Source organism: Comamonas sp. Tr-654, assembly GCF_011752915.1.
GTDB lineage: Bacteria > Pseudomonadota > Gammaproteobacteria > Burkholderiales > Burkholderiaceae_C > Comamonas.
In genome coordinates this window covers 342017-363230 of record NZ_VWWQ01000005.1, presented here as the reverse complement: position 1 = coordinate 363230, position 21214 = coordinate 342017, and the positions used below count along the sequence as shown (strand labels likewise).

24 protein-coding genes are annotated in these 21214 nt (G+C 57.7%); 11 read left to right on the top strand and 13 right to left on the bottom strand.

Annotation, left to right across the window (positions count from 1 at the left end):
- Positions 1-16: 16 nt before the first annotated feature.
- On the bottom strand, positions 17-2608 hold the full coding sequence (gene mutS / locus F3J24_RS17405) for a DNA mismatch repair protein MutS (protein WP_167009042.1): 2592 nt from the start codon (positions 2606-2608) through the stop codon (positions 17-19).
- A gap of 242 nt (positions 2609-2850) precedes the next feature.
- Here mutS and F3J24_RS17400 point away from each other — a divergent pair, with 242 nt between their 5' ends.
- Positions 2851-4140, top strand: coding sequence for an integrase arm-type DNA-binding domain-containing protein (locus F3J24_RS17400; RefSeq protein ID WP_167009039.1), 1290 nt, complete (start codon positions 2851-2853; stop codon positions 4138-4140).
- A gap of 59 nt (positions 4141-4199) precedes the next feature.
- Here F3J24_RS17400 and F3J24_RS17395 read toward each other — a convergent pair whose 3' ends face one another.
- The 10 genes from F3J24_RS17395 to F3J24_RS17340 form a co-directional block, all read right to left on the bottom strand.
- On the bottom strand, positions 4200-4997 hold the full coding sequence (locus tag F3J24_RS17395) for a hypothetical protein (RefSeq protein WP_167009036.1): 798 nt from the start codon (positions 4995-4997) through the stop codon (positions 4200-4202).
- A 129-nt stretch (positions 4998-5126) separates the two neighbouring features.
- Positions 5127-5402 carry an AlpA family transcriptional regulator gene (locus F3J24_RS17390; protein WP_167009033.1) on the bottom strand — a complete coding sequence of 92 codons (276 nt, stop codon included), beginning with the start codon at positions 5400-5402 and terminating at the stop codon, positions 5127-5129.
- Positions 5403-5404: 2 nt separating this feature from the next.
- Complete coding sequence (locus F3J24_RS17385) at positions 5405-5929, bottom strand: hypothetical protein (protein WP_167009030.1); 525 nt, start codon at positions 5927-5929, stop codon at positions 5405-5407.
- On the bottom strand, positions 5926-6321 hold the full coding sequence (locus F3J24_RS17380) for a hypothetical protein (RefSeq protein WP_167009027.1): 396 nt from the start codon (positions 6319-6321) through the stop codon (positions 5926-5928). The genes F3J24_RS17385 and F3J24_RS17380 overlap by 4 nt, the downstream gene beginning before the upstream one ends.
- Positions 6318-7676, bottom strand: a complete 1359-nt coding sequence (locus F3J24_RS24830) for a hypothetical protein (protein WP_205244827.1) — start codon at positions 7674-7676, stop codon at positions 6318-6320. Before F3J24_RS24830 ends, F3J24_RS17380 begins: the two co-directional genes overlap by 4 nt.
- Positions 7673-10000: a ParB/RepB/Spo0J family partition protein gene (locus F3J24_RS17370; protein WP_167009024.1), complete on the bottom strand. Its 2328-nt coding sequence runs from the start codon at positions 9998-10000 to the stop codon at positions 7673-7675. Before F3J24_RS17370 ends, F3J24_RS24830 begins: the two co-directional genes overlap by 4 nt.
- Positions 10001-10014: 14 nt before the next feature.
- Positions 10015-10290, bottom strand: a complete 276-nt coding sequence (locus tag F3J24_RS17365; protein ID WP_167009021.1) for a hypothetical protein — start codon at positions 10288-10290, stop codon at positions 10015-10017.
- Entirely contained in the window at positions 10287-11279 is a 993-nt protein-coding gene (locus tag F3J24_RS17360) for a hypothetical protein (protein WP_240154358.1), read from the bottom strand. The genes F3J24_RS17365 and F3J24_RS17360 overlap by 4 nt, the downstream gene beginning before the upstream one ends.
- Before the next feature lie 145 nt (positions 11280-11424).
- A complete protein-coding gene (locus F3J24_RS17345) occupies positions 11425-11568 on the bottom strand; it encodes a hypothetical protein (protein ID WP_167009012.1) in 144 nt (47 codons plus the stop codon).
- Between the two features lie 142 nt (positions 11569-11710).
- Complete coding sequence (locus tag F3J24_RS17340) at positions 11711-11977, bottom strand: hypothetical protein (protein WP_167009009.1); 267 nt, start codon at positions 11975-11977, stop codon at positions 11711-11713.
- Between F3J24_RS17340 and F3J24_RS17335 the strand changes: the two genes are divergently transcribed.
- On the top strand, positions 11976-12293 hold the full coding sequence (locus F3J24_RS17335; RefSeq protein WP_167009006.1) for a hypothetical protein: 318 nt from the start codon (positions 11976-11978) through the stop codon (positions 12291-12293). The genes F3J24_RS17340 and F3J24_RS17335 overlap by 2 nt on opposite strands.
- 700 nt (positions 12294-12993) lie before the next feature.
- Here F3J24_RS17335 and F3J24_RS17330 read toward each other — a convergent pair.
- Entirely contained in the window at positions 12994-13224 is a 231-nt protein-coding gene (locus tag F3J24_RS17330) for a hypothetical protein (RefSeq protein WP_167009003.1), read from the bottom strand.
- Between the two features lie 101 nt (positions 13225-13325).
- Here F3J24_RS17330 and F3J24_RS17325 point away from each other — a divergent pair, with 101 nt between their 5' ends.
- Genes F3J24_RS17325 through F3J24_RS17315 form a run of 3 tightly spaced genes read left to right on the top strand, consistent with a single transcriptional unit; the run spans position 13326 to position 15066 of the window.
- Positions 13326-14156 carry a TIGR04255 family protein gene (locus F3J24_RS17325; protein WP_167009000.1) on the top strand — a complete coding sequence of 277 codons (831 nt, stop codon included), beginning with the start codon at positions 13326-13328 and terminating at the stop codon, positions 14154-14156.
- Between the two features lie 8 nt (positions 14157-14164).
- Positions 14165-14707 (top strand): hypothetical protein, encoded by a 543-nt coding sequence (locus F3J24_RS17320; RefSeq protein WP_167008997.1) that lies wholly within the window; start codon positions 14165-14167, stop codon positions 14705-14707.
- A complete protein-coding gene (locus tag F3J24_RS17315; RefSeq protein ID WP_167008994.1) occupies positions 14707-15066 on the top strand; it encodes a HEPN domain-containing protein in 360 nt (119 codons plus the stop codon). The genes F3J24_RS17320 and F3J24_RS17315 overlap by 1 nt, the downstream gene beginning before the upstream one ends.
- Here F3J24_RS17315 and F3J24_RS17310 read toward each other — a convergent pair.
- Positions 15063-15806, bottom strand: coding sequence for a helix-turn-helix transcriptional regulator (locus tag F3J24_RS17310; protein ID WP_167008991.1), 744 nt, complete (start codon positions 15804-15806; stop codon positions 15063-15065). The genes F3J24_RS17315 and F3J24_RS17310 overlap by 4 nt on opposite strands.
- 70 nt (positions 15807-15876) lie before the next feature.
- Here F3J24_RS17310 and F3J24_RS17305 point away from each other — a divergent pair, with 70 nt between their 5' ends.
- The 6 genes from F3J24_RS17305 to F3J24_RS17280 all read left to right on the top strand — a co-directional run bounded on the left by F3J24_RS17305 (position 15877) and on the right by F3J24_RS17280 (position 21121).
- A complete protein-coding gene (locus tag F3J24_RS17305) occupies positions 15877-16116 on the top strand; it encodes a helix-turn-helix domain-containing protein (RefSeq protein ID WP_167008987.1) in 240 nt (79 codons plus the stop codon).
- A 207-nt stretch (positions 16117-16323) separates the two neighbouring features.
- Positions 16324-16845 carry a hypothetical protein gene (locus F3J24_RS17300; RefSeq protein ID WP_167008984.1) on the top strand — a complete coding sequence of 174 codons (522 nt, stop codon included), beginning with the start codon at positions 16324-16326 and terminating at the stop codon, positions 16843-16845.
- Complete coding sequence (locus F3J24_RS17295) at positions 16842-17150, top strand: hypothetical protein (RefSeq protein WP_167008981.1); 309 nt, start codon at positions 16842-16844, stop codon at positions 17148-17150. The genes F3J24_RS17300 and F3J24_RS17295 overlap by 4 nt, the downstream gene beginning before the upstream one ends.
- Positions 17151-17227: 77 nt before the next feature.
- Positions 17228-19963 carry a VapE domain-containing protein gene (locus F3J24_RS17290; RefSeq protein ID WP_167008979.1) on the top strand — a complete coding sequence of 912 codons (2736 nt, stop codon included), beginning with the start codon at positions 17228-17230 and terminating at the stop codon, positions 19961-19963.
- A 385-nt stretch (positions 19964-20348) separates the two neighbouring features.
- Positions 20349-20684, top strand: coding sequence for a hypothetical protein (locus F3J24_RS17285; protein WP_167008976.1), 336 nt, complete (start codon positions 20349-20351; stop codon positions 20682-20684).
- 2 nt (positions 20685-20686) lie between these two features.
- Entirely contained in the window at positions 20687-21121 is a 435-nt protein-coding gene (locus F3J24_RS17280) for a hypothetical protein (RefSeq protein ID WP_167008973.1), read from the top strand.
- The last annotated feature ends 93 nt before the right edge of the window (positions 21122-21214 follow it).

The window sequence follows — 21214 nt, the reverse complement described above, 5'->3', positions numbered from 1 at the left end:
GGCTTAGAACCTGTTCTTAGGCGGCGCTGGTGCTCAGTTTCTTGAGCTGGTAGAGCACCTCCAGCGCTTCGCGCGGGCTCAGTGCATCGGGGTTGAGGGCGGCCATGGCCTGGTCCAGCGGGCTGGGCGTGGCGCTGGCGTCCACCAGCTCCGGTGCATCGAACAGATTGACCTGCAGATCGTTCTCGCCGGCCTGGGATTCGAGGGCTTCCAGCGCATGGCGAGCATGGTTGAGAACGCCTGCAGGCATGCCGGCCAGCTTGGCCACCTGGATACCGTAGCTGCGGCTGGCAGGGCCGGCCTGGATCTCGTGCAGAAACACGATGTCGCTGCCCGACTCTGCGGCGCTGACATGCACGTTGACGGCGGCCTTGGCCTTGGTGGGTAGCTCGGTCAGCTCGAAGTAGTGCGTGGCAAACAGCGTGAACGCCTTGGTCTTGTCGTGCAGCTGGCTGGCAATGCCGCTTGCCAGGGCCAGTCCGTCGAAGGTGCTGGTGCCGCGGCCGATCTCGTCCATCAGCACCAGGGAGTGGGGCGTGGCCGAATGCAGAATCTGCGCGGCCTCGGTCATCTCCATCATGAAAGTGGACTGGGCATTGGCCAGATCGTCGGCTGCGCCGATACGCGTATGGATGGCATCGATGGGCCCCAGGCGGCAAGCGCCAGCCGGCACATAACTGCCCATGCTGGCCAGCAGCACGATCAAGGCCACCTGGCGCATATAGGTCGATTTACCGCCCATGTTCGGGCCGGTAATGATCTGCATGCGCGTGTTGAGGTTCATGCGCGTGTGGTTGGCAATGAAGCTGCCGCTGGAGGTCTCGGCCATGCGTGCTTCCACCACGGGGTGGCGGCCGGCCTCGATCTCTATGCAGGGCTGGCTGACGAACTGCGGCTCGGCCCAGTTCAGCGTCAGAGAGCGCTCGGCCAGCGTGCACAGAACGTCCAGTGCGGCAATCGAGTGGGCCACGCGCGTGAGCTGGGGGACATGGGGCTGAAGCTGGTCGAGCAGCTGCTCGAACAGGAACTTCTCGCGCTGCAGCGCTCGCTCCTGGGCCGACAAGGCCTTGTCCTCGAAAGCCTTGAGTTCGGGCGTGATATAGCGCTCGGCGTTCTTGAGCGTCTGGCGGCGGCGAAAACGCTCGGGTACTGCGTCCTTGTAGCTGTTGGTGACCTCGATATAGAAGCCATGCACCTTGTTGAACTGCACGCGCAGGTTGGGAATGCCGGTGAGCAGCTTTTCCTTGGCCTCCAGCTCCAGCAGAAACTCGTCGCAGTTGTTCTGGATGGCGCGCAGCTCATCGAGTTCGGCATCAAAGCCCGTGGCAATCACGCCGCCGTCGCGCACCAGAGCCGCCGGCTCTTCGAGGATTGCGCGGGCCAGCAGCTCGGCACAGCCTTCGGGTGGAATCAGGTCGCTGAAGATCTGCGTCAGATAGGCGGATGGGGCTTGTCCGGACTGCGCCAGCAGCTTCGCCTTTTCCAGCGTTTTGGACAGGCCTACCAGCTCGCGCGGGCGCACCTGGCGCAGGGCGATGCGGGCGGTAATGCGCTCCACATCGCTTACGCCCTTGAGCTCGGCACGCAGGGCTTGCCAGGGTGCCATGCCTGCTCCCGTGCCGCGCAGCACGCCTATGGCTTCCAGGCGCTGCATGGCGGACTTGCGATTGCGCTCGGGCTCCAGCAGCCAGGTCTTGAGCAGACGGCTGCCCATGCCGGTCATGCAGCTGTCCAGCAGCGAGAACAGCGTGGGCGAATCTTCGCCGCGCAGCGTCTTGACCAGTTCCAGATTGCGGCGCGTGGCCAGCGGCAGCGCAATCAGCTCGTCGTCGCGTTGCACCTGGATGGCGTGGATGTGGGTCAGGTTGCGGCCCTGGGTATGTTCTGCATAGGACAGCAGGGCGGCACTGGCGCCATGGGCCAGCGGCAGGCCTTCGGCCTCCCAGGCCTTGAGGCTGGCCGCGCCCAGCAGCTCCAGCAGCTTGCGCTCGCCCAGACCAGAGTCGAACTGCCAGTCGGGTCGAGGAGACAGAGGGCAGCTGATGGCGCTGCTGTGCTTGACGGCAAACAATGCCTGCTCGAAGCGCTCGGTGACGCCTGCGCTGTAGATTACCTCGCTGGGCGCAATGCGCGACAGCCAGGCACCCAGTTCATCGGCCGCGCATTCGGCCATATGGATGCGGCCCTGGGTCACGGCCATCCAGGCCAGGCCCACGCGCTGGCGACCGGCGGTGTGCACGGCGACGAGGATGGCTTCGCTCTTGTCGGACAGCAGTTCGCTATCGGTCAGCGTGCCGGGCGTAACCACACGCACCACCTTGCGCTCGACCGGGCCCTTGCCTGCGCCAATCTCTCCAACCTGCTCACAGATCGCCACCGACTCGCCCATCTTGATCAGGCGGCCCAGATAGTTTTCGAGTGCATGGAAAGGCACGCCCGCCATGGGAATGGGTTGGCCGGCTGTCTGGCCGCGCGAGGTCAGCGTGATGTCCAGCAGGCGCGTGACCTTCTCGGCATCGCCAAAGAACAGCTCGTAGAAATCGCCCATGCGATAGAAAACGAGGGTGTCGGGATACTGCGCTTTGATTGGGAGATATTGCTGGAACATTGGGGTATGCAACTCCAATGGCGTGGCGCTAAGTGTTTGATTTATCCAGGATTCACTCATAACTATTATTTAAATCAATCACTTAGTTTGTTTGGCTGTTTTTATTTACAGTGTGTCAGCGTCATGCCAAAACCCGTCTAAACTTCGCGCTTTGGCGTAGGTTTTTGGCGTTGATCTTTATGAATCTACGCTGAGCTGGTTGGGGTCCTCTCGGGAAACCTACGCCGATCAGGAACTGCGGCATGGGGTTCGATGCGAAGAAGGCCAAGGCTCTGGCGGCTGGGGAGCACATTATTGTCGATGATGCTCCGGGCCTGCGACTTGTGGCTACTGCCACTCGTAAGACTTGGACATACAGATATAAAAGCCCCATTGATGCTCGGATGCGCCAGGTGTCGATGGGGCAGTGGCCCGCCATGACCTACGCTGCGGCGCTAGGTATGTGGGATGAGTTGCGCTCTAGGCGTGATGCCGGCGAAGACCTGGCCAAGGAAAAGAAGAAGGCCAGTGCGGTTACAAAGGCCAAGGCCCATCTCAAAGAGGCGCAGGCTATCTATACCGTCGAGCGTTTGATTGAGGATTACCTGCAGGGCCATGTGGAGCGCCACCGCAAGCTCAAAGGGCAGAAGGAAACGCGGCGCCTCATGTTGGGTTACGCAGATTTTCTGTTGCCCATGAAGCCAGAGGATGTGAAGCGCACACATGCGTTCGCGCTTTTGGAGAAGGTTGGCGCGCATGCTCCCGTCCTGGCCAACAATCTGCGGACGGAGTTGGGCGCAGCCTGGGACTATGCGCTCGACGCCGGCCGAATCTCTGAAGAGACCCCTAACTGGTGGCGACTGATTCTCAAGGGCAAGCTTCGCAGTCGCGGAAAGATCGTAGATGGTGAGCACCAGGGTGTGAAGCTACGTGCACTTCAAGGTCCGGAGGTTGTGGCTCTGATTCGCTTCTTGCCTAACTTGTCCAGCCTGCTGGATGATCTCTTTACCCTGTACCTTTGGACAGGCTGCCGTGGTTCGGAGCTGGTGCAAATGATGGGGCAGGAGGTCACTCAGGAGGCGGATGGCTGGTGGTGGACCATTCCACGTGGCAAGCTCAAGATGGCGCGCAATGACTTGGCAACTGATTTGCGCGTGCCTTTGGTTGGGCGTGCCCTGGTGTTGGTGCGCCGGCGCATTGCAGCTTATGGAGCTGGCCATCTCTTCCCATCGCAGCCGGGTTCGATGCTGCCTTATGTCGAGCAGAAGGTGCTAGGTGTCGCAGCGTGGTGCAGTCGGCCGGGAACCAACGGTCGGCTGGGTGCCAACGGAAAGATGAAGCTGGATATTGATCCCTGGGCGCCACATGACCTGCGACGCACGGTTCGCACGACTCTGGCGATGTTGGGATGCCCGGATGGCGTGGCTGAGGCGGTGCTCGGGCACTTGCCCAGCGGGATTGTGGGCGTCTACAACCGACACAGCTATGACAAAGAGCGGCGGGAGTGGTTGACCAGACTGTCTGAGTACTGGGAGGCGTTATGTCTAAATTAGGCTTATGCGTTCGAACCTCTGTCAACGCTGTAACCTTTAGATTAATAGTGCGCTTTTGACTATTTGGTTAGATCCCAGATGGTTGGTATCTTTAATATTTCTGCTTGAACTGCTGTAAGAATAACAATAGCGATACTGAGAAAGATGGTTAATCGTTGAATTATCACGCTCTCTCTATGTTTTCGCTCTTGCTCCTCGAATAGCTCAATTGTATGAAGCGCTTTCCCATTGACTCTATATTCTCCATTCTGGATTGATGAGATTTCACCTGAATCAACAAATGAATCTAGGGTGAGTTGTATCTTTTTAATCTGCGCCGCTCTGTCTGGGTGAAGCACCCATTTCAATGAGTACAGATGAGACATGAGACCGATGGGAGATGGAACGTTTTTGCCTTCTAGGTGAAGTCTAACCATTAAATTTAAGAGTTCTATTCTTTGTTTTGTGACTAGCTTTTTCTTATTGAATAGATACTGTTCCAAAGCCCCCGCTACTTTTTTGAAAAAGAGAATTGCGTATGGGGCGCGTAGCAATCGCCCAATAACAAAATCTTTAAATCCTCTATAGTTAACCTCGGACAGTCCGTAGAAGTGTGTAACCGATAGAGAGTTGTCGAGTACTTCGCTAAAGTTGATTGTTTTTTTATCTGCAAATCGCTCGCCATTCCACTCTAGGCAATCAAGAGTCTCTCCATCGATTCGCTCAACAAGCAGGTAAGGTTTTTTGTCAATATCGATATAAACTGCGAAGCAGTTAACCTTTTCTCCGCTCTCCCCGGACCTCGGTATTGTGCTCGGACAGGAGCAGTTCATCGCTTTTGTTAGTTGCGCTAGGGCTAGGCTGCGTATCAATTCCATGGCGGTTAAATTTGATGATTTATGACTCGTCTAAATTTTGCAATAGAAATCATCAATTTGCTTACCATCATGAAGCGATGCTTCGACATGATGAGTCGGCTTCTTCTAAAAATGCATGTGGTCACTTGACTAGATTACTGCGCTAGTTCGCTTCCGTGCCTGTCGAGGCTTCTTGGCCCCGGTGTTATCAGGCGGCAGCAAGTCGGACAGCGGCAAGTCAGCCAGCCAGGCATCCAGCTCTGACCGCAGCCATGCAACGCGGCGGCGACCGGGGAAGCGGCGGGCTTTGGGGGCAGTCCCGTCTTGAACCATCTGTTCAAACATGGTGACGCCCACCGAGCAGTAGGCAGCAGCCATTTCTTTATCAAGCGCAGCGGGAGTGCAGTTGAATGCGATGGTGGTCATGATCAGGCTCGCTTTCTTTGTTCTTGTTTGTGGGGTGTCAGGGTGGTCATGCTGTTGTCTGCCTGGTAGACATCGCCGCCGGCGGACTGCGTGCGTGCAATCAGACGGCGGGCTGCCTGGTGCACTTCACGGGCCGTGAGCTGCTGCAGCTGAAACTCATGCAGATCCACCATTTCGCGTAGGGCGTCCAGTTCGTGAAACTGGACAGCGCTGGGCCGCCAGTTGTCAGCGTGGCCGCTGCGCGCCTGGTAGCTTTCGCAAGCAAGCAACGCGGCGTTGATGTGCTCCTGCAGGCCACGCACGATGCCCATGCGCTCGATTTCTCCAGCGATGAGCATGATCGAGTGCAGCACCACATATTCGTTGTGCGTGGCCACGCCCTCGCGGATGTGCGCAAAGGCCGTGCGCAGCGGCCCCATGGTGTCGGCAACCTCAGCAGGCGTAAGCTTGCTGTTGTGCTGATTGAAGACCATCAGCGGGTTGCGGCCGTGCTTTGGCGCTGGCTTGAAAAAGTGACGGCGGCTCATGGACGTGCTTCCTTGATTTTTCGGCCGGCCAGCATCGGCTGCAGCGGCACGCCGATTGCGGCCGCGCGGCCGATGCTGGCTGCAGGAAGGCGGCGCTTTCCGAAGGTGACCGCGCCATAGTTGGCAGCGGCCAAGCCGAGCACGGCCGCAAACTGACCTTTGGTCAGCCCGTATTCCTTGCGACGGTGCTCCAGCGCCTCGGCTTCGGTGAGGTCTGATGCTGCTGTGCATGCGTCTGCACGCTGCTTCAGATCCTTGATCAGCGCGGCCTTGGACTCCTGCAAGGTGTCGAAGTCAGCGACTTGCTGCTGGCCGCGCATCAGCAGATGGCCAATCACTTGATCCTGGCCGCTGAATGGTTCATGTAGAGGAGAAATATGGGGCAGCGTCATACCTCGGTGCCTCCGTGAAACGACTCCAGTCCTGCTTCTCGGCGTCCTTCCTCTGTGCTTTTTTGACGATATCGCACTGCGCAATCGGCCCACATTTCTCTGTCTTCAATCGAGGGGCGTTGTACCGATGTGTAGAAAGCGTGGCCGCCCATGCATTGGACTCCGTGCCATCCGCTCGCATGCGGCTTGCCGTGCAATGCCAGTGCTGTGGCGCCGGCGCCGTAGCGAATCAAATCACCAAGTCTTGGCCATTCGCCCGTAGCTGCTTCTTGAGAGTGCTGCTTGCTGGGGCGGTATTTGTAGTGGTCTAGGCTCTGAAAGAGGCGTAGCGCCATTGCCGCAGTTTGGATCGCCTCGATGCGCACCTTGTCCTTGTTGGTCTTGTGCGGCTCGTAGGTGAGCTGGAGCATGTCCTTTGTCAGTTCTCCGAATTCCTCGCCAAGAATTGCAAGGGCGTGGAGAGGATCAGTGGGCCATGTTGGGAATTTTTGCCTGGCCCGCTTGGCTTCACCAAGGATTTGTTCGATAGCCGCTGTCATCGCATCTGCCTGCGCCTGGGGTGCACTTGAGGTAAGTGCATCAAGCAGCTTTCCTAGTTCTTCGGATTGCTCCTCCCACATATCTTTCTTGTGGTCGGTATCAGGCAGATCAAACGCGCGGGCTTTTGCGAGTTTGTGAGCGCTTCGCACCACTTGCACCCACCAATCCGGCACCGCCAGCGCAGCCGGTGCAGATACTCCGGCCAGCAGGGCGCTTGCATGCCATGCCATTCCCGCCAGCTTCATTGCATCGCGGTTGTAGGGGCCGCAGTTGTGAAGGGCAAACGGGCCGCCTTCAGCTTTGGCCCATGCCTCAAAGGAATCGGACTTCTCAGCTCGCGCCATTGGCTTTGGCGAAGGCAGAGCCCACAAGCGGCGTTCAATGATTCCTGCAATGGCTTTGACGCGAGAGCTTTCGTCTGGCTCCTTGAGATAACACCCGATCATCCCTGCGATGTATTCGCACCAAGTTGCTTCGGTTTGAGTCACAGGCGCTGCGCCTGCCGCCAGCAGTGCGCTCAGCTTGGTTTCGATGGCGTCGCGCGCCTCATCCGTGCCGGTCACAAAGTAGTCCTGCACCAGCCCCATGACTTCGCATACTGCTGCGGGCGTCGGCCGACGATTCCAAACGGCAACTACTGCCTCGCGTGTCGCCTCGATCATTCCGCAGCCGCATGCGCACTCGATGACGTGGCTGCCCTGGTGGTCGGGCATCTTTCCGCCGGCGAACTGGAGGACGTGGGTATGCGGCTCGATTGCGTAATCGGTGGGATGCTGGCCGCAGAACGGGCAGGGCAAGAGTGTGGTTGTGCTCATTGGATCACCTCGACTTCAGAGATATGGAAGGCCACGCGAATGGGCTTGCAGCGTGGCGCGCGCACGATAGATACGTCCACGGCCTCGGGACCCATCTGGGCCACGACCGTGCCCTCGTAGCCGATCCATGGCTTTTGTTGCTTGCCGGTGGCGTTGGACTTGATGAGCACGCGCTCGGCCACCAGCTCCTCGGCCGTCCATTGCTTCGCTGCAGCCCCAGTCTTCGCGTCAGCACTGCCTTGGCCAGCGTCCACGGTCGCAGCCTGCGCATCAGCAGGCTGCTGTGCGTCATCGTCTGGATAGGGGAAGTCGTCCTCGATCTCGGAGGCGGGCGGCAGACCATGAGCCGCCTTGGCGGCTACAGGGGCTGCTTTGTTGCCTTGCGCTTTAGCGCCTGATATGGGTGCCTGGGCGATAGCCACAGGCGTCCCTTCGATGCCCTGCGCGGCTGCGGCCGCGCCTGATCCTTCCAACTCCTGCAACGCTTCAGCGATCTGGGCAGACGCATGCGCAGCGCTGGTTTTCGGCACTTCGCCGGCCTGCGCAGCGGGCTTCTTGCCTTTCTTGGCATTGCCTCGCCCGCCATCACCGCCAGCGCGCGCAGCGGGGTGTTGGGGTAGATCGGCCTTTGGGGCGGCAGATTTGACGGGTTCGGGCTTGGGCAGGTGCTCGTCAGCTGCGGATGCTTTTATTTCCTTGATCGCCTGCTGCAGCTGGTCTTTCAGCACCGCGCCAGATACCAGCATCAGCCCTTCATTGGCAACGCGGTCCCCATAGCTATGGTCATTTACGCGGCTGTCTGTCTGCATGATGCAGAGCATGTGCAGATGATCTGGGTCGACTGTCTCCTTCGCGTGCTGAATCAATGCGTTGTGCGCGCCGACGCGGTCCAGGCCCAGTACATCAGCCACGGCCGCAGCATCGTCGCTGGATAGTCCCCGGACAGTACGCAGCACCAGATAGCGGTGAATTTCAGTGGTGAAAGCAACGCCCGGGTTGGTAATGATTTGAGTCCAGGTGCGATCAATCAAGCCATCGCGCCAAACGCGTTCAAACTTGGCTTCGGCCTTGGCTTTCGCCTTGGCCTTTTTGTCATCAGCAAAGGCGCGGACTTCCTTGGCCACTTCCTTTGAGGCCTTGGCCTGGCCGTCCACAATCTTGAGCAGGCGCAGCACGGTTTCATTGGGCAGCACGTCGATCAGCTCGCCCTTTTTGCGGGGGTGCTCAACCTTGGTGGGCTGGATGCCTTCGGCTTCCATCTGCGCGCCAATGATCTTGCGCAGCGGTACGTCGGTCGGGCTGTCTTCGGTAGAGTCCAGGCGGCGATAGCCCTTGAGCTTTGTGTTGCCCCAGTGGTCCGAGGCCAGCTCTGCAGCTTCGGCGCCGGTGATGACGTTCTGCCCCTTGTCCTGGGCGTCGCGCACCAGCAGCGCAGTTTGCGCGTCAGCCTTTTCGTGAAAGCACTTGGGGTCTGTGCACACGTCTGCACTGTCGATATCGCTGAACAATTCTGGCTCTGCGCCAGTGCGCTTTTTGCAGTCCATGCAGCTTCCTGCGGCAGGCACTAGGCTGGCGTCAGTGATCTTGAATCGCGCGGTGTCCAGCCGCAGCATGAACTCTCTTTGCACATGCTTGGCGCATTCGCGATAGCCGGGCAGGTCGCCTTGCCAGTCTTCCTTGACCATGAAATCAACGGCTTTGATCTGCAGCTGCTCGTTGGGGATGCGGGCAGCCAGCAGGGCGCGGCTGAAATCAATCTTGGCTTCGCGCAATGCCTCGCGTGCTTGCTGGCACAGGTCAAGCAGCTTCAGGCGGCTGTAGACATAGGCTCGGCTCTTGCCGATTTTTGCGCCGACCTGATCCGCATTGAGCTTGCTGTGCTTCATCAGCGACTCATAGCCCTCTGCCTCCTCCAGCTCGGTCACATCTTCGCGCTGCAGGTTTTCGATCACCTGGGCTTCCAGGGCCTGCTCGTTGGTCATCGGGCGGATCATGGCCGGGATCTGAGTGACCTTGGCCAGCTGGCAGGCACGCCAGCGGCGCTCGCCTGCCACCAGCTCATACTCGGGCGCAGGCTGTTTGAGTGCGCGGGCTTCGCGGTGCGTGTCTTCCAGGCGGTGGGGTGGCAGCGGGCGCAGCAGAATGGGTTGATGCACGCCGCTGGCCGCGATGCTGTCCGCCAGCTCCTGCAGTTTGGTAGGGTCGAAGTGCTTGCGCGGGTTGGTCAGGCTGCGAGCAATGCTGGTGATGGGCACATGGTCCATGCGCTCGCCAGCGCCTGGCGTGGGCAAGGCCTGGGTGACGGTATCTTGGGTGTCGGTCATGGTTCCAAACCTCATTAATAGGCGGGATTGGTGAAAAGACCGTCTGCGCGAGGTGTTTGACCTGGCAGCATGATCAGCGTGGGATATCCCGCCGCACGGCACTCGGCGGCGTGATCGAGGGCGAGGGGGAGTGGCTCCAGCTCGCGGCCAGATCCCAGAGCCCAGTCCATTTCCCAATCAGGCTCTGGGCCTTCGCCACAGTTGGTTTCGATCCAGACCACAAACAGCAAGGGAGTGCTGGGGGCTTCTGTGGCTGTGGTGACAGTGCGCTCTATAACTGATGAGGTCATGCTGCCTCCTGGGCTTTGCCGAGCTTGGACAGCAGCGCATAGGCCTGCTTGTGCAGGTGAGTGATGCTGTGGTCGTTGACCAGCTGGTGATCGGGGTTGAACTCGGCGCCCGTGGTTTCGGTGCTGTGTGCACCTGGCTGGGGGGCGAAGCCGGGTCGGGTAAGCTGCCAGAGGCTGGCGCCCAGCTCGCGCAGCAGTTCGGCTTCGTTGGCGTTGCGTACATCAGTCACCACAAAGCGGTTCTGGCCGTCTCTGTGTGCCCTGACGAATCGCGTCGTGAGAGCATCGAGCCAGTAATGGGGATTGTTGGCGCGGCGGTATTCTGTGCCCCACCATTGCATGATCTGGCGCGGGCTGCGGGGTGCGCTCAGGTCCAGCTTGTCAAGATGGACCCAGATGCGATTGACAAACTCGTTGTCCATGCAGCGGCGCAGCGCCAGTGCCGACATGGGGTGCTCTTTGGTTTCGCGCTGGGTGAGCAGCTGGATCGACACGTCAAAGGCGCGGCCGACTTCATCGCGCAGCGCATCGGCAAAGGCCAGTTTTATGTAGCCGTTGTGTTCAACCAGGTAGTCGGCAACGGTGTCCTTGCCCGCGCCGGCGGGGCCAGTCAGGGCAACGATAACGGGATCAAGCATGGGCATGTGCTGCCTCCTTGGGTGGGATTGCGTGGGCCTGCGTGTCGCGGCCGTGGACTTCGATGCGGCTGGACATTCCCAGCGTGGTGCGCAGCTCGGCGATGGGTGCCCAGACCGTGACGCGTATGCCTTTTTCAAGGCGCGGGCAGCACGGTCGGCATCACCGCGCATTGCGGCTGGGTAGACCTGCTCGGCTCGCACGGGGGCGGTGCAGCGGCCATCTGTCTGCATGACCAGGCAGAGCACGGGCATGGGGGTGTTGTCATCACCCATGAGTCGGGTGCGCACTTCGGCGTCCCGCAGCAGCACGCCGCTGAGTTGGATCTGGGTGTCGGTCAATGCGTTGGGCATCACAACACTCCAGCGTCAATTGCAACGCGCAGTGCGACCAAGGCCAAAGCCACTGCACAGATTGCCGCCGAGCGGATATAGGCCCGCCGGTTGCGTTTGCGCATTCGGGATGTGGGTGCCCCGTCCAGTTGAATGATGGGGGCGGTCATGCTTGCACCCTCACTGCTGCTGCGTTGTGCTTGCGATGGAAGCACTGGGCCAGCATCACGGCCAGACTGCCACTCAGGTACTGGCCGGTATAGCTGTGACCACCCACGCGAATACGGAAAGTGCGAGCGCCAATCTGCATTTGCAGTTCTGCATCTGTTGTGCACACGTGTGCACAGGCTTGTCTGATACTCATCCTCTGCTCCTTGGGCAAGAAAAAGCCCGCCTGGTCGGGGCGGGCAGATCGTGCTGAGCACATACAGAGGCTATTCAACGGTCTGGAACTAGCGAGGTGACAGGACCACTTCAAGATTGATGATGGTGTCTCCGGGCTCGGTCGCGAAGGGCTTGCCTGGTGCGTGTTCGATAAAGATCACATCCGCATTCGGCCATTGCGTGAGGGCTTCGGCGCGGTCTGTGATGAACTCGCTCTTGGGGTCATCAACTCCAGCGCAATGCAGGTCTTGCGCCTCGAAATACTTGCTCAAAGCCTTGGCTTGCATAGACTTGCCACTGCCTTGATCACCGACGATATGAAAGACTCTTGCCATGGCTATCTCCATTACAGAAAAATCAAAGCTGCCGTACTCGTTGCTGATTGATCCGCAATCGAAGCGAGCAGCTGCTTACACGAACAATCACCGGCTCATCACTGAGCTGGCTTCTGAAGAGCTGGTGCAATTTGCGTTGGCGAACACTACGCATGAGGCTGCGTTTGACCGCAAGGCGCACCAGCCGGACTCGGAATGGCGCCCCCTGCCTGCATGGGCAACGGACGACCTGCTGGACCGTTTGAAGATCGTGTGGATCAAGCGGCCAGATGGTGAGTCGCCAGACGCTGACTGGCTGGCGATACCAAAGAGCTAACCCATGAAACCCGCTTCGGCGGGTTTTTTCTTGGGGGCATAAAAGGCCGCATAGCCCGTGGCAAGTAAGAGGGGGAGGGAGGAGAAGAACCACGGGCGCGGCACAAACCTAAGCGCATTGGCCGGGGTGGCAATGCGCTTAGGTTTGCCCTGCGCGGGGCAGGGCAAGGCACCAAGGGGTGCTGTATGTGCTCAGCAGGTTTTTAACGACCGGGGCTGGCCCGGCCGATGCCGTGGTACCCATCGCATTACTGCGATGAGCTGAAATGTAGCAATGCTTTATGAAATTTGCAATAGCATTGCTAAATTTTAAGTATAAAACTCAAGCTGCTTGAAACTTAAGAAAAGTGCCAAAGTTACTTTGTGCGCTTGTGATGTGGTGAAGTGGCTTCAAGCGGCTTGAAGGAATTGGGGTACAGGCGTCTGTATGGTGCTGAAGTTCAGCTCCAGGCATCAGGAACAAGTGACTTGGGCCCATGCACACGTGGGTACAGCGATCATTCCCGGACGACAGCGCAAGTCTCCTAGAGATCATTTCTTGAAATGAGCAAAGTAACTTTGGACCTGTGCACGCGTGTGCACAGAGATCTTGAAAAGTGCGCATGAGACAGTTGAAAAGTCACTTTGCAGTTCGCGGCGGGAAGTGCTGTACAACACGCTGAGTGAGGAGTCTGATTGAAATATCTATAAAAATCAAATGCTTAGATATTTTTTTTGGAGGGCTGAAGCTGTGTGCTGGCTTTGAACAAAGTAACTTTGAACAGGATACTGCGCCTGTTTTTTTTGTGGTGAGGTGGAGTTGCCGCACGGAAACCATCGTTTTTTTTCAACCAATGAAAGGCTTTTACGGTGGCTGAAATTGCAACAACGGTTAAGATCAAGCCGCTTGAAAAACTACGCTCAAGAAAGCTGGGTAGAGCTTCTGGAGACAAGTTTTAGCTACTTAATTGATAGCAACATAGGCTTCGCATGTGCGAAAACGCATGTGAGTTATTACTTCTGACGCTGTGGCGTCAAGTTTGATGAGAATTTAATGAACTTTGCCGTCTCTCGTCCTGGATCTGAAGCGAACGCGGTTGAAGTGATCGCCCTTGCGTTTGTCTTCAAAGATAGTTTTGATGTGCCTGCGTTGATGGGGCTCAAGAAACTTTTGGCTGAGAAGTTGAAGGATGAGCTACCAGGTGAGGAAGAAGAGTTTGCGCAATCTTTTGAATTCCCTGATGAACCCGCGCCTGGCAAGTCAGTGAAGGCAGAAGCTTTTTCAGAACTGCATGAGGTTAGTCGTTTTGCGGCAATGCAAGATGGCACTTTCGGGAAACGCGTACGAATTTTTGATCAAAATATTATTTTTGAATGCTTTGATTACAAAGGGTTTAAAGAATTCAAATCAGATGCAGAAAAAATACTAACCGCTGTTCTAAATGGATTGGGTAAAGATCTTGTAGTGCAGGAGATCGGTTTTAGGGTATCTGATAGATTTATATATCAAGATGAATTGCATGAGGGTAATTATTCGGTAAGTGAGGTTTTTAGGAAGGGTTGCAAATATATAACTCCTGCAATATATGAAGCAGGCTTGCTGTGGCATGTGTTTCAGGGGTGGTTTGGCAATTGGTTGGATACCGAATATAAAATTCTGCAACAAGTAAATATTTCAAATGGCTTGCTGAGAACTAATGGGAAATTTGTTTCTAAGGTAGAGCATCGTGCTGTATTGAGAAGTTTGGATGGCCCCATCTTGACTTCTGATCTAAAAGATAAGCTTTCCATACCATTTATGCTAACTACTCTGCACTCTTTAAATAAGGAATTGTTGAAAGAAGTGCTAAGTGATTCAAAACTAAAACAAATTGGCTTAAATTGAGGTGACTTATGGATACTAATTGCACAACAATTGATGAAGTGGTCTTCCCTAGTGGTTATGTCTTCACCGATGACAGGCCTACCACATTGGGGACTATTTTTCATCTGAGTGATGGTGTTCGTGCTCATGCTCCTGTAAAAAAGTCGAATGATCTTCGATTGCTAAGCAGCAACGCCCTTTCAAATTGGGTTGTTACTCTTCCGAGTGAATACAGCACTCAGCAAACGGCTCTCCAGCAAGGTCAAGCAATAAGTCGTTGGTCAATTCTTGGATTTAGAGCAGTTTGTGAATTTTGTGAATTACGGCAAGGTTATGATATTGCCGCAATGCAACAAATTTTTAACTTGGTTCAGAGTGAGTTTCGTAGTTATAAAATTGACTATGAACTCATTGCTGATAGTGAAATTCATGCTGAATTAATTTTGCGTGTGGATGCTCATGAATTGCCAATGGAGAAGTTAATCGAGAAGGAACTTCGTGTATTTGAAGTAATATCTAAAAGTATTACTTTGTCTAATGCAAACAAATATAATATTATATCGATAGCATAATGCTCCCGTCATTCTCACCAGAGCATTATCTGCATGTGGCTAAAGAGTTATACGCGCAGCAAGATCTAGGAGAAGCAGGTTTGCGTGCCTGCATGTCGCGAGCTTACTATGCTGCATTTTTGGTTGCACGTGATGTTGCTAATTTAGATTATAGAAATAACCCGAACTCTCATGAGTTGGTTATTAGTCATTATCAAGAGTCAAAAGTTGCAGCACACAATCTAGTTGCCAATGACTTGCGTTCATTGAAAGAGCATCGCAAAAAAGCCGATTACTTTACTGATAAGATTTGTGCCCGCAGAGAGGGGGGGGAGTCACTGCGGCTTTCAGAAAAAGTTATTAGGGTTTTACGGCCTTAGCCCTTTCTAAGCGTCCACCAAGCAAGAACCTTGCCACACACAGTGATTTCATCGACGTAACTGGCAAGGTTGTAGGTCTCTTCATCTGGGTACTCACTAGCGTTGTCGCTGCGCAGTACCAGAGTGCCGTTGGCCTTGATCATGGCCTTCTTCAGCAGCAACCGGCCTGCCACGTCGACGACGTAAATGCCCGGCGCATCCACCGCACGGTGCGATATGTCGACAAACACCAAGTCCTTGTCATTGATCGTGGGCATCATGCTGCGCCCCACGGCTGTCAATACCTTCACTTTGCTGTAATTACAGCTGCCCACTTCTTCCATCAACCATCGCTCAAGCACATCTAGGTGGCGCACCACGTGGATGGGCTCGTCAAGCAGTGCGCCGCTACCCATGGTCGGCCGTGGCGAGAGGTGTTGAAGCCTTACGTAGCCGTCTGCAGGTGCTTCCGTTGCGGGATTCACAACTGACTTTTGTTGAGTGCCGTCTTTGGAGGAGAGTTTGGTCGCTGCAGAAATGCTGGCAGCCAGGCGTGGGCTGATGTCTGCCAAGGTGCACTCAAAACCTTTGGCGTATGCCAGCGCTGCTTCCAGACTGATAGGGCGGTGTCCTTTGATGTGCTGGCTAATCATGGATGCGCCGCCGGGTACATTGAATTCACGAGCAAAAGCAGCCTGCTTCACGTCGCGAAATCGTGCGGCAAGCCGATGAGCTTCTTCTTCAGGGGTCCAGATCATCATTTAGCAATGCTAATAAATATATTGTGTAGCATGGCTTGATTTAAATATTTAGCATTGCTATATTTGCTGGATGAATTCGATCAGCACAGCGGCGGAGTTGGTTGGGGGTGTTAGCGCTCTCGCTCGGCTATTGGGCGTCACCCCATCGGCCGTCCATCAGTGGTTGCGGGGCCATCGACCGGTGCCTGCAGAGCGGTGCCCCGTCATTGAGCGGCTCACTAACCGGGCCGTGACCTGCGAGAAATTGCGTCCTGATGTCGAGTGGGGCGTGCTGCGTCAATCTGCTGCGCAGGAGTCACCCCATGGCTGACTGCCTGACTTTCATCCACCGCCCAGATCGGAGCTGCACAGCTGCCGGGCGTCTTGTCTCCCCGTTCCATCAAGGTGCTGCACACGCGGGCAGGTGTGTGTGGCTTGTTGTGCAGCGGGCGGTGGGCTTTTTTATTCATGGACGCAGTGTCGTTGCTGCGGTCGCGGGCCGAAAGCCTGAAATTTTTCTGTTTCAAGGGGGTGGGCTGTGACCTGCTATCTGTCTCCCAATGCATGGCGCGATGTGCTCTACAACGCGGTGCGTAACACCCCCGGCGGCGTACCTGCCGCTGCCACCTTCCTGACCGTGCGCCGTGGCCGCAGCATCCACACCGAGACCTTACGTGCCCGCCTGCGTGGTGTGGATGGCGAATGGATCAACCTGGAAATGCTGGAGCTGTTGACGGAGTGGATGCAGGAAACCCGCGACCCTGACGCGCTCAGGTGGTTGACGGCGCTGAACCAGCAGTACGGCATGGCGGCCATGGCCTTGCCCCCGGCCCCTGCTGGTGGCTGGCCCTGCGAGGCCGAGGCCATTCAGAAGAAGTTGCTGCAGCTGGGCGTGGAGGGCGGTTGCTTGACTGCCATGGGCATGCGAGTCCTTGAGGACAAGCGCGTGGAACCGGCCGAGGCCGAGGAAATGTGCGCCCAGATCATGGATGAGGTGGAGCTGCTGTTGCGCTTGCGTCGCAATGTGCGCCGCGCTGCAGGCCTGGAGGTAGAGCCATGAGGCCCGCAGGAGAAATCAGCCTGGCCATCGAGCAGACCGTACAGCAGCTGTGGACGCCTGATCGCGCCCCGACTCTGGCAGAGATTGCCGCCCATTTGATGGCTTCGGCGCCCGTGGCCTTCAAGGCGATTCGTCAGACGGTCGGGAACATGAAGCGTTACGGGCGCCTGGTGCAGGTGCGTGAGCGCAAGGTGCCCGGCCGCAACCGGCCAGCAGCGGAGTACGGCCGCCCGCAAACAGATTCAAACGACGCCGCGAACGATGCGGCTTTTGGGCTTTCACAGGCTCTGCAACTCTGGGGGTAATGAATGGATATGGCGCACGCTGCCGGTGTTAGGGACGCCGGCGTGTTCTTCTGTTTTTGCAGGACTGGAGGTGCTGCATGAAAGAGCACCGCGAAGAATTGCCGCCGCTCAAGTTTCGGGCGCTGGCTGATGCATTGCTGGATCAGATCGACACGTTGGTCGAGGCATGGCTGCGTGGCGGCAAGCGAGATGGGCATGAGTGGAAGTGCGCAAACCTGGGCGGTGGTAAAGGCCGCAGCTGCAGTGTGCGCCTGGAGGGTGAGAAGGCCGGCTATTGGTCTGACTTCAATTCGGATAAATCAGGCCATGACTTGCTCAGTTTGTACGCAGCGATTCATGGACTGACCCCGGTGCAGGCCACCTTGCAGCTTGCGCGCGAGCTGGGCCTGGAGGATGTGGCAGGTGTGGTAAAGACGGCCAGCGGTGCTGCTGTGGTGCCGCCAGCCAATCCCCGCCCAGCCCCGCCACCAAAGCCTCAGAAGGAAAAAGAGGGCTGGACTTCGGTGTGGCCGGTGCCTTCTATCGCGTCCAAGCCCACATTTGCTCACTATCACCGCAAGCCTGAAGATCTGCAGAACACGGCCGAGTACCGCGACGGCGCAGATCTGCTGGGCTATGTGTTGCGCTTCGGCACCAGCGGTGGCGGCAAAGATACTCTGCCCTATACCTTTGCGAAGTCTGACCGCGATGGCAGCCTGGCATGGAAGTGGCGCACCTGGGACGAACCAAGGCCGCTGTATTTCCCTGGCGGCACACGCCCTGGTGAGCGCACTGTCATCCTGGTTGAGGGCGAGGTCAAGGCTCAAGTGCTGCAAGCCCTGCTGGATGCATGTGCCCCTGGCATCTATTGCGTGGTGTCCTGGCCCGGTGGCTGCAAGGCCTGGGTCAAGGCCATGTGGGAATGGCTGGCCGGCTGTACTGTGCTGCTGTGGCCTGACTGTGATGCCCATCGCGAGAAGCTGACCAAGGCCGAGCAAGCCACGGTAAAGGATGACCCTGAGGCCAAGGCCGCACTGGAGGCCAGCAAGCCATTGCTGCCTGCGGAGAAGCAGCCAGGCATGAAGGCGATGCTGGACATTGGCGGGGTGCTGCAGGCCGATCAGAGCTGCAAGGTGCAGCTGTTGCCCATCCCCGCGCCAGGCGAGAAGCCCAGCGGCTGGGACTGCAAGGACGCCATCGCAGTTGAGGGCTGGACGGGCGAGGATGTGCTGGCCTTCCTTGGCCGGGCGCAGCCTTTGCCTGTTGTAGATGCGCCTGCAGACGCGCCCACTCAGGCTGACGTCCCTGTGGCTGCGGGTGGCGGTGGTGGCAAGCTGCCAAAAAGCGATGATCCCGTTGGCACGGGCGGCAGTGATGACGACGATTTTGACGACGATATGGTCAAGATCGGAGGCTATATGGTGCCGGGCTGGATGTCGTTCTATTACGACGGCGAAAAGAAGCGCTGGAATGTCTCGCGCAAGTTTGTGATTCGCTGCCTGGAGCGCCTGCCGGACATCAAGGATGTGTTGGGCTTTGACGAGCTGCGCAACACGGTGCAGTGCCGCAAGGCTTGGCCCTGGCCTTATGCCAAGCCCGGCGAGGTGCGCAATGCCGATTCGTTGCTGCTGGGCAAGTGGCTGACCGATACCTATGGGCTGCCGAGCATCAGCAAGGCCGCGCTGGAAGAGGGTATGTTGACGGTCGCGGCCACGAGGCGTTATCACCCCATCAGGGACTATCTGACGGGCCTGAAGTGGGATGGCAAGCCGCGCGTGGACAACTGGCTGGTGCATGTGCTGGGCGAGAAGCCCGGCACGATCAAGCCCGCGCTGTTTGAGTACCTAGGCCTGGTGGGCCGGTTCTGGCTGCTGGGCATGGTCTATCGGGTAATGGAGCCGGGTTGCAAGTTTGACTATTGCCCGGTGCTTGAGGGCAGCGGCGGTTTGCGCAAGTCCACATTGGTGGAGACGCTGGCCACGAGCGAATACTTCAGCGACACGCCGTTTGAGGTGGGCAAGGGCAAGGAAGCGCAGGAGCAGGTGCAAGGCCTGTGGCTGTACGAGATTGCTGAGCTGACCCATTTCAGCAAATCGGAGGTGGGCGCAATCAAGGCCTTTATCTCGGCCAAGGTGGACCGCTACCGGGTGGCCTATGGCACCACGGTCGAATCCTTCCCGCGTCAATGCGTGCTGGTGGGTACCACCAATGAGGACACGTACTTGCGCGACCGCACGGGCAACCGGCGCTTTTGGCCGATCCCGGTCAAGCGCCAGATCAATACCGAGTTTGTGGCCAAGTACCGCGAGCAGCTGCTGGCCGAGGCCTTTGCACGCTATCTGCAGGGCGAGGCTTACACGCCCACGGGCGAGCAGGAGGAACGCCTGTTCAAGCCGATGCAGGAAAGCCGCCTGGTGGAAACCGCCGTCGATGGCGAGCTGCTGCAGGTGCTGACTCGGGTGCCGATGCAGAACGGCATACAGAGCGTGGTCAATGAGCTGGCCGACTTTGTGACGCTGCCGCAGCTGGTGCAGGCCCTGGGTGCAGACCCAGCCAAAGCGCCGCCAGGACTGCAGGGACAGATCACCAGCTGGCTCAAGCATGAGGGCTGGGAGCGCAAGCGTAGCAGTGTGGCACCTAGGCCTTGGGGCTATGTGCGACCGAAGAACTGGCCGCCGCAAGAGCGTGTGGGTGGTTTGGATGAGCAGGCGCCAGCGGTGGCTCCGGGTGTGGTCGAGGCGGTGGAGGGCGTGACCTTTGTGGCGCCACCTCTGCCGCCTGACTTTGCGCCTGACCATGCGGTGGCATGGGACGGGGACGATGCGCCGTTCTGATTACCAATCTTTTCAATGGAGGGCAGCGCCTGAATCGCGCTGCACTGCCTACGTGGCTGGAGGCGTGATTCGCGTCCACGTAGCGGCTATGGCAATGGTGTGCCTGGCTTGCGGTGCAGTGGCGGGGACGGCCTGCTTTGGTGTGCCTATCGGTTGATGTCCGTCCATGTCCACGATGTCCACGCGTTTTGCATGGACCTCACCAGATACCCCTACTCCTGGTTTCCAGGGTTGAGGCCGCTGCATTGCCGAATGGTTGCGGTGTCCTGGTGTCTGCGGAGTTGGACTGGCGGGCGGGCACAGGCCGATGCGTTAGGGGTGCAGGTGCGCGTGCGCGTGGCTTGCAGGCGGGTTCTCTGAACTCTATATACAAAGGGTGGGCAGAATGGACAAAGGACAAACAGATCAGAAAGTGAACAGTCAGTGGTCAGAGCATGAGCGTTGGTTGATCACGCAGGGGCAGCATCGAATCAAGGCCAAGATGCCCGAGGTCTATAAAACGATTCTTCGGTACGCCGAGAAGGACAAGTCTGTGTGGGGCATCGTCCGCATGGGTTTGACTGGTCGGCCCGACTACTTCTGGGCCTGTGAGGGTGGTGAGGTGGTCGGTGCACCGTTCACGCGGTTTGCCCGGGCGGTTGAGGTCTCGCGCTTGATAGGCCGCATGGGTTGTGCACACGTGTGCATGATCGCCGGCCATGGTGATCTGGGGGGCACCTGACCATGGCGCGGATCGAGCACATCAAGCGCCGCCTGGATAACTGGGCACTTTGGCGGGCACGGCTCAATAGCAGCGGCCTGGGCTTTCATTCGGTGAACGTGCTGGCGGTGGATGTATGGAGCCGCAACAGCTACAACGGCAGCGCTATTCCGCACATTGACCAGGAAGGCGAGGAAACCAACCAGGCCGTGGAGGCTATGAAGCTAACCAAACGCCATCTGTATGAGACCTTGTATGCCTATTACCTGCAGGATCTCGGCGTGCAGCTGATTGCCCGCAGCGCAGGCAAGAGCCCCAGTACCATCCACTCTCACTTCGATCAGGCAGACCGCTTCATTGCTGGCTGGTTGCAGGAGCAGACCAGAATCAAGGAAGAGAAAGAAGCGTTGGCCCGTGGCCGTGAGTACATGGCCAGGCGGGGGAGTTTTACAACATAGAGAGTTGCAGTACATTTGCGGCAAGCTAGTGCTCGGTGCCCCTAACCGCTGAGTCCTTGCCGGGAACCCCGCCAGTTTGCGCTGTGCGGGGTT

Excerpts from the sequence above, each read along its gene's own strand:
- F3J24_RS17400 (WP_167009039.1), top strand. The coding sequence starts at position 2,851 with ATGGGGTTCGATGCGAAGAAGGCCAAGGCTCTGGCGGCTGGGGAGCAC.
- F3J24_RS17305 (WP_167008987.1), top strand. The coding sequence starts at position 15,877 with ATGAATTCGATCAGCACAGCGGCGGAGTTGGTTGGGGGTGTTAGCGCT.
- F3J24_RS17320 (WP_167008997.1), top strand. The coding sequence starts at position 14,165 with ATGGATACTAATTGCACAACAATTGATGAAGTGGTCTTCCCTAGTGGT.
- F3J24_RS17360 (WP_240154358.1), bottom strand. The coding sequence starts at position 11,279 with ATGCCCAACGCATTGACCGACACCCAGATCCAACTCAGCGGCGTGCTG.
- F3J24_RS17345 (WP_167009012.1), bottom strand. The coding sequence starts at position 11,568 with ATGCAGATTGGCGCTCGCACTTTCCGTATTCGCGTGGGTGGTCACAGC.
- mutS (WP_167009042.1), bottom strand. The coding sequence starts at position 2,608 with ATGTTCCAGCAATATCTCCCAATCAAAGCGCAGTATCCCGACACCCTC.
- F3J24_RS17390 (WP_167009033.1), bottom strand. The coding sequence starts at position 5,402 with ATGACCACCATCGCATTCAACTGCACTCCCGCTGCGCTTGATAAAGAA.
- F3J24_RS17290 (WP_167008979.1), top strand. The coding sequence starts at position 17,228 with ATGAAAGAGCACCGCGAAGAATTGCCGCCGCTCAAGTTTCGGGCGCTG.
- F3J24_RS17325 (WP_167009000.1), top strand. The coding sequence starts at position 13,326 with ATGAACTTTGCCGTCTCTCGTCCTGGATCTGAAGCGAACGCGGTTGAA.
- F3J24_RS17310 (WP_167008991.1), bottom strand. The coding sequence starts at position 15,806 with ATGATGATCTGGACCCCTGAAGAAGAAGCTCATCGGCTTGCCGCACGA.
- F3J24_RS17340 (WP_167009009.1), bottom strand. The coding sequence starts at position 11,977 with ATGGCAAGAGTCTTTCATATCGTCGGTGATCAAGGCAGTGGCAAGTCT.
- F3J24_RS17315 (WP_167008994.1), top strand. The coding sequence starts at position 14,707 with ATGCTCCCGTCATTCTCACCAGAGCATTATCTGCATGTGGCTAAAGAG.
- F3J24_RS17380 (WP_167009027.1), bottom strand. The coding sequence starts at position 6,321 with ATGACGCTGCCCCATATTTCTCCTCTACATGAACCATTCAGCGGCCAG.
- F3J24_RS17370 (WP_167009024.1), bottom strand. The coding sequence starts at position 10,000 with ATGACCGACACCCAAGATACCGTCACCCAGGCCTTGCCCACGCCAGGC.
- F3J24_RS17385 (WP_167009030.1), bottom strand. The coding sequence starts at position 5,929 with ATGAGCCGCCGTCACTTTTTCAAGCCAGCGCCAAAGCACGGCCGCAAC.
- F3J24_RS17280 (WP_167008973.1), top strand. The coding sequence starts at position 20,687 with ATGGCGCGGATCGAGCACATCAAGCGCCGCCTGGATAACTGGGCACTT.
- F3J24_RS17335 (WP_167009006.1), top strand. The coding sequence starts at position 11,976 with ATGGCTATCTCCATTACAGAAAAATCAAAGCTGCCGTACTCGTTGCTG.
- F3J24_RS24830 (WP_205244827.1), bottom strand. The coding sequence starts at position 7,676 with ATGAGCACAACCACACTCTTGCCCTGCCCGTTCTGCGGCCAGCATCCC.
- F3J24_RS17395 (WP_167009036.1), bottom strand. The coding sequence starts at position 4,997 with ATGGAATTGATACGCAGCCTAGCCCTAGCGCAACTAACAAAAGCGATG.
- F3J24_RS17285 (WP_167008976.1), top strand. The coding sequence starts at position 20,349 with ATGGACAAAGGACAAACAGATCAGAAAGTGAACAGTCAGTGGTCAGAG.
- F3J24_RS17365 (WP_167009021.1), bottom strand. The coding sequence starts at position 10,290 with ATGACCTCATCAGTTATAGAGCGCACTGTCACCACAGCCACAGAAGCC.
- F3J24_RS17295 (WP_167008981.1), top strand. The coding sequence starts at position 16,842 with ATGAGGCCCGCAGGAGAAATCAGCCTGGCCATCGAGCAGACCGTACAG.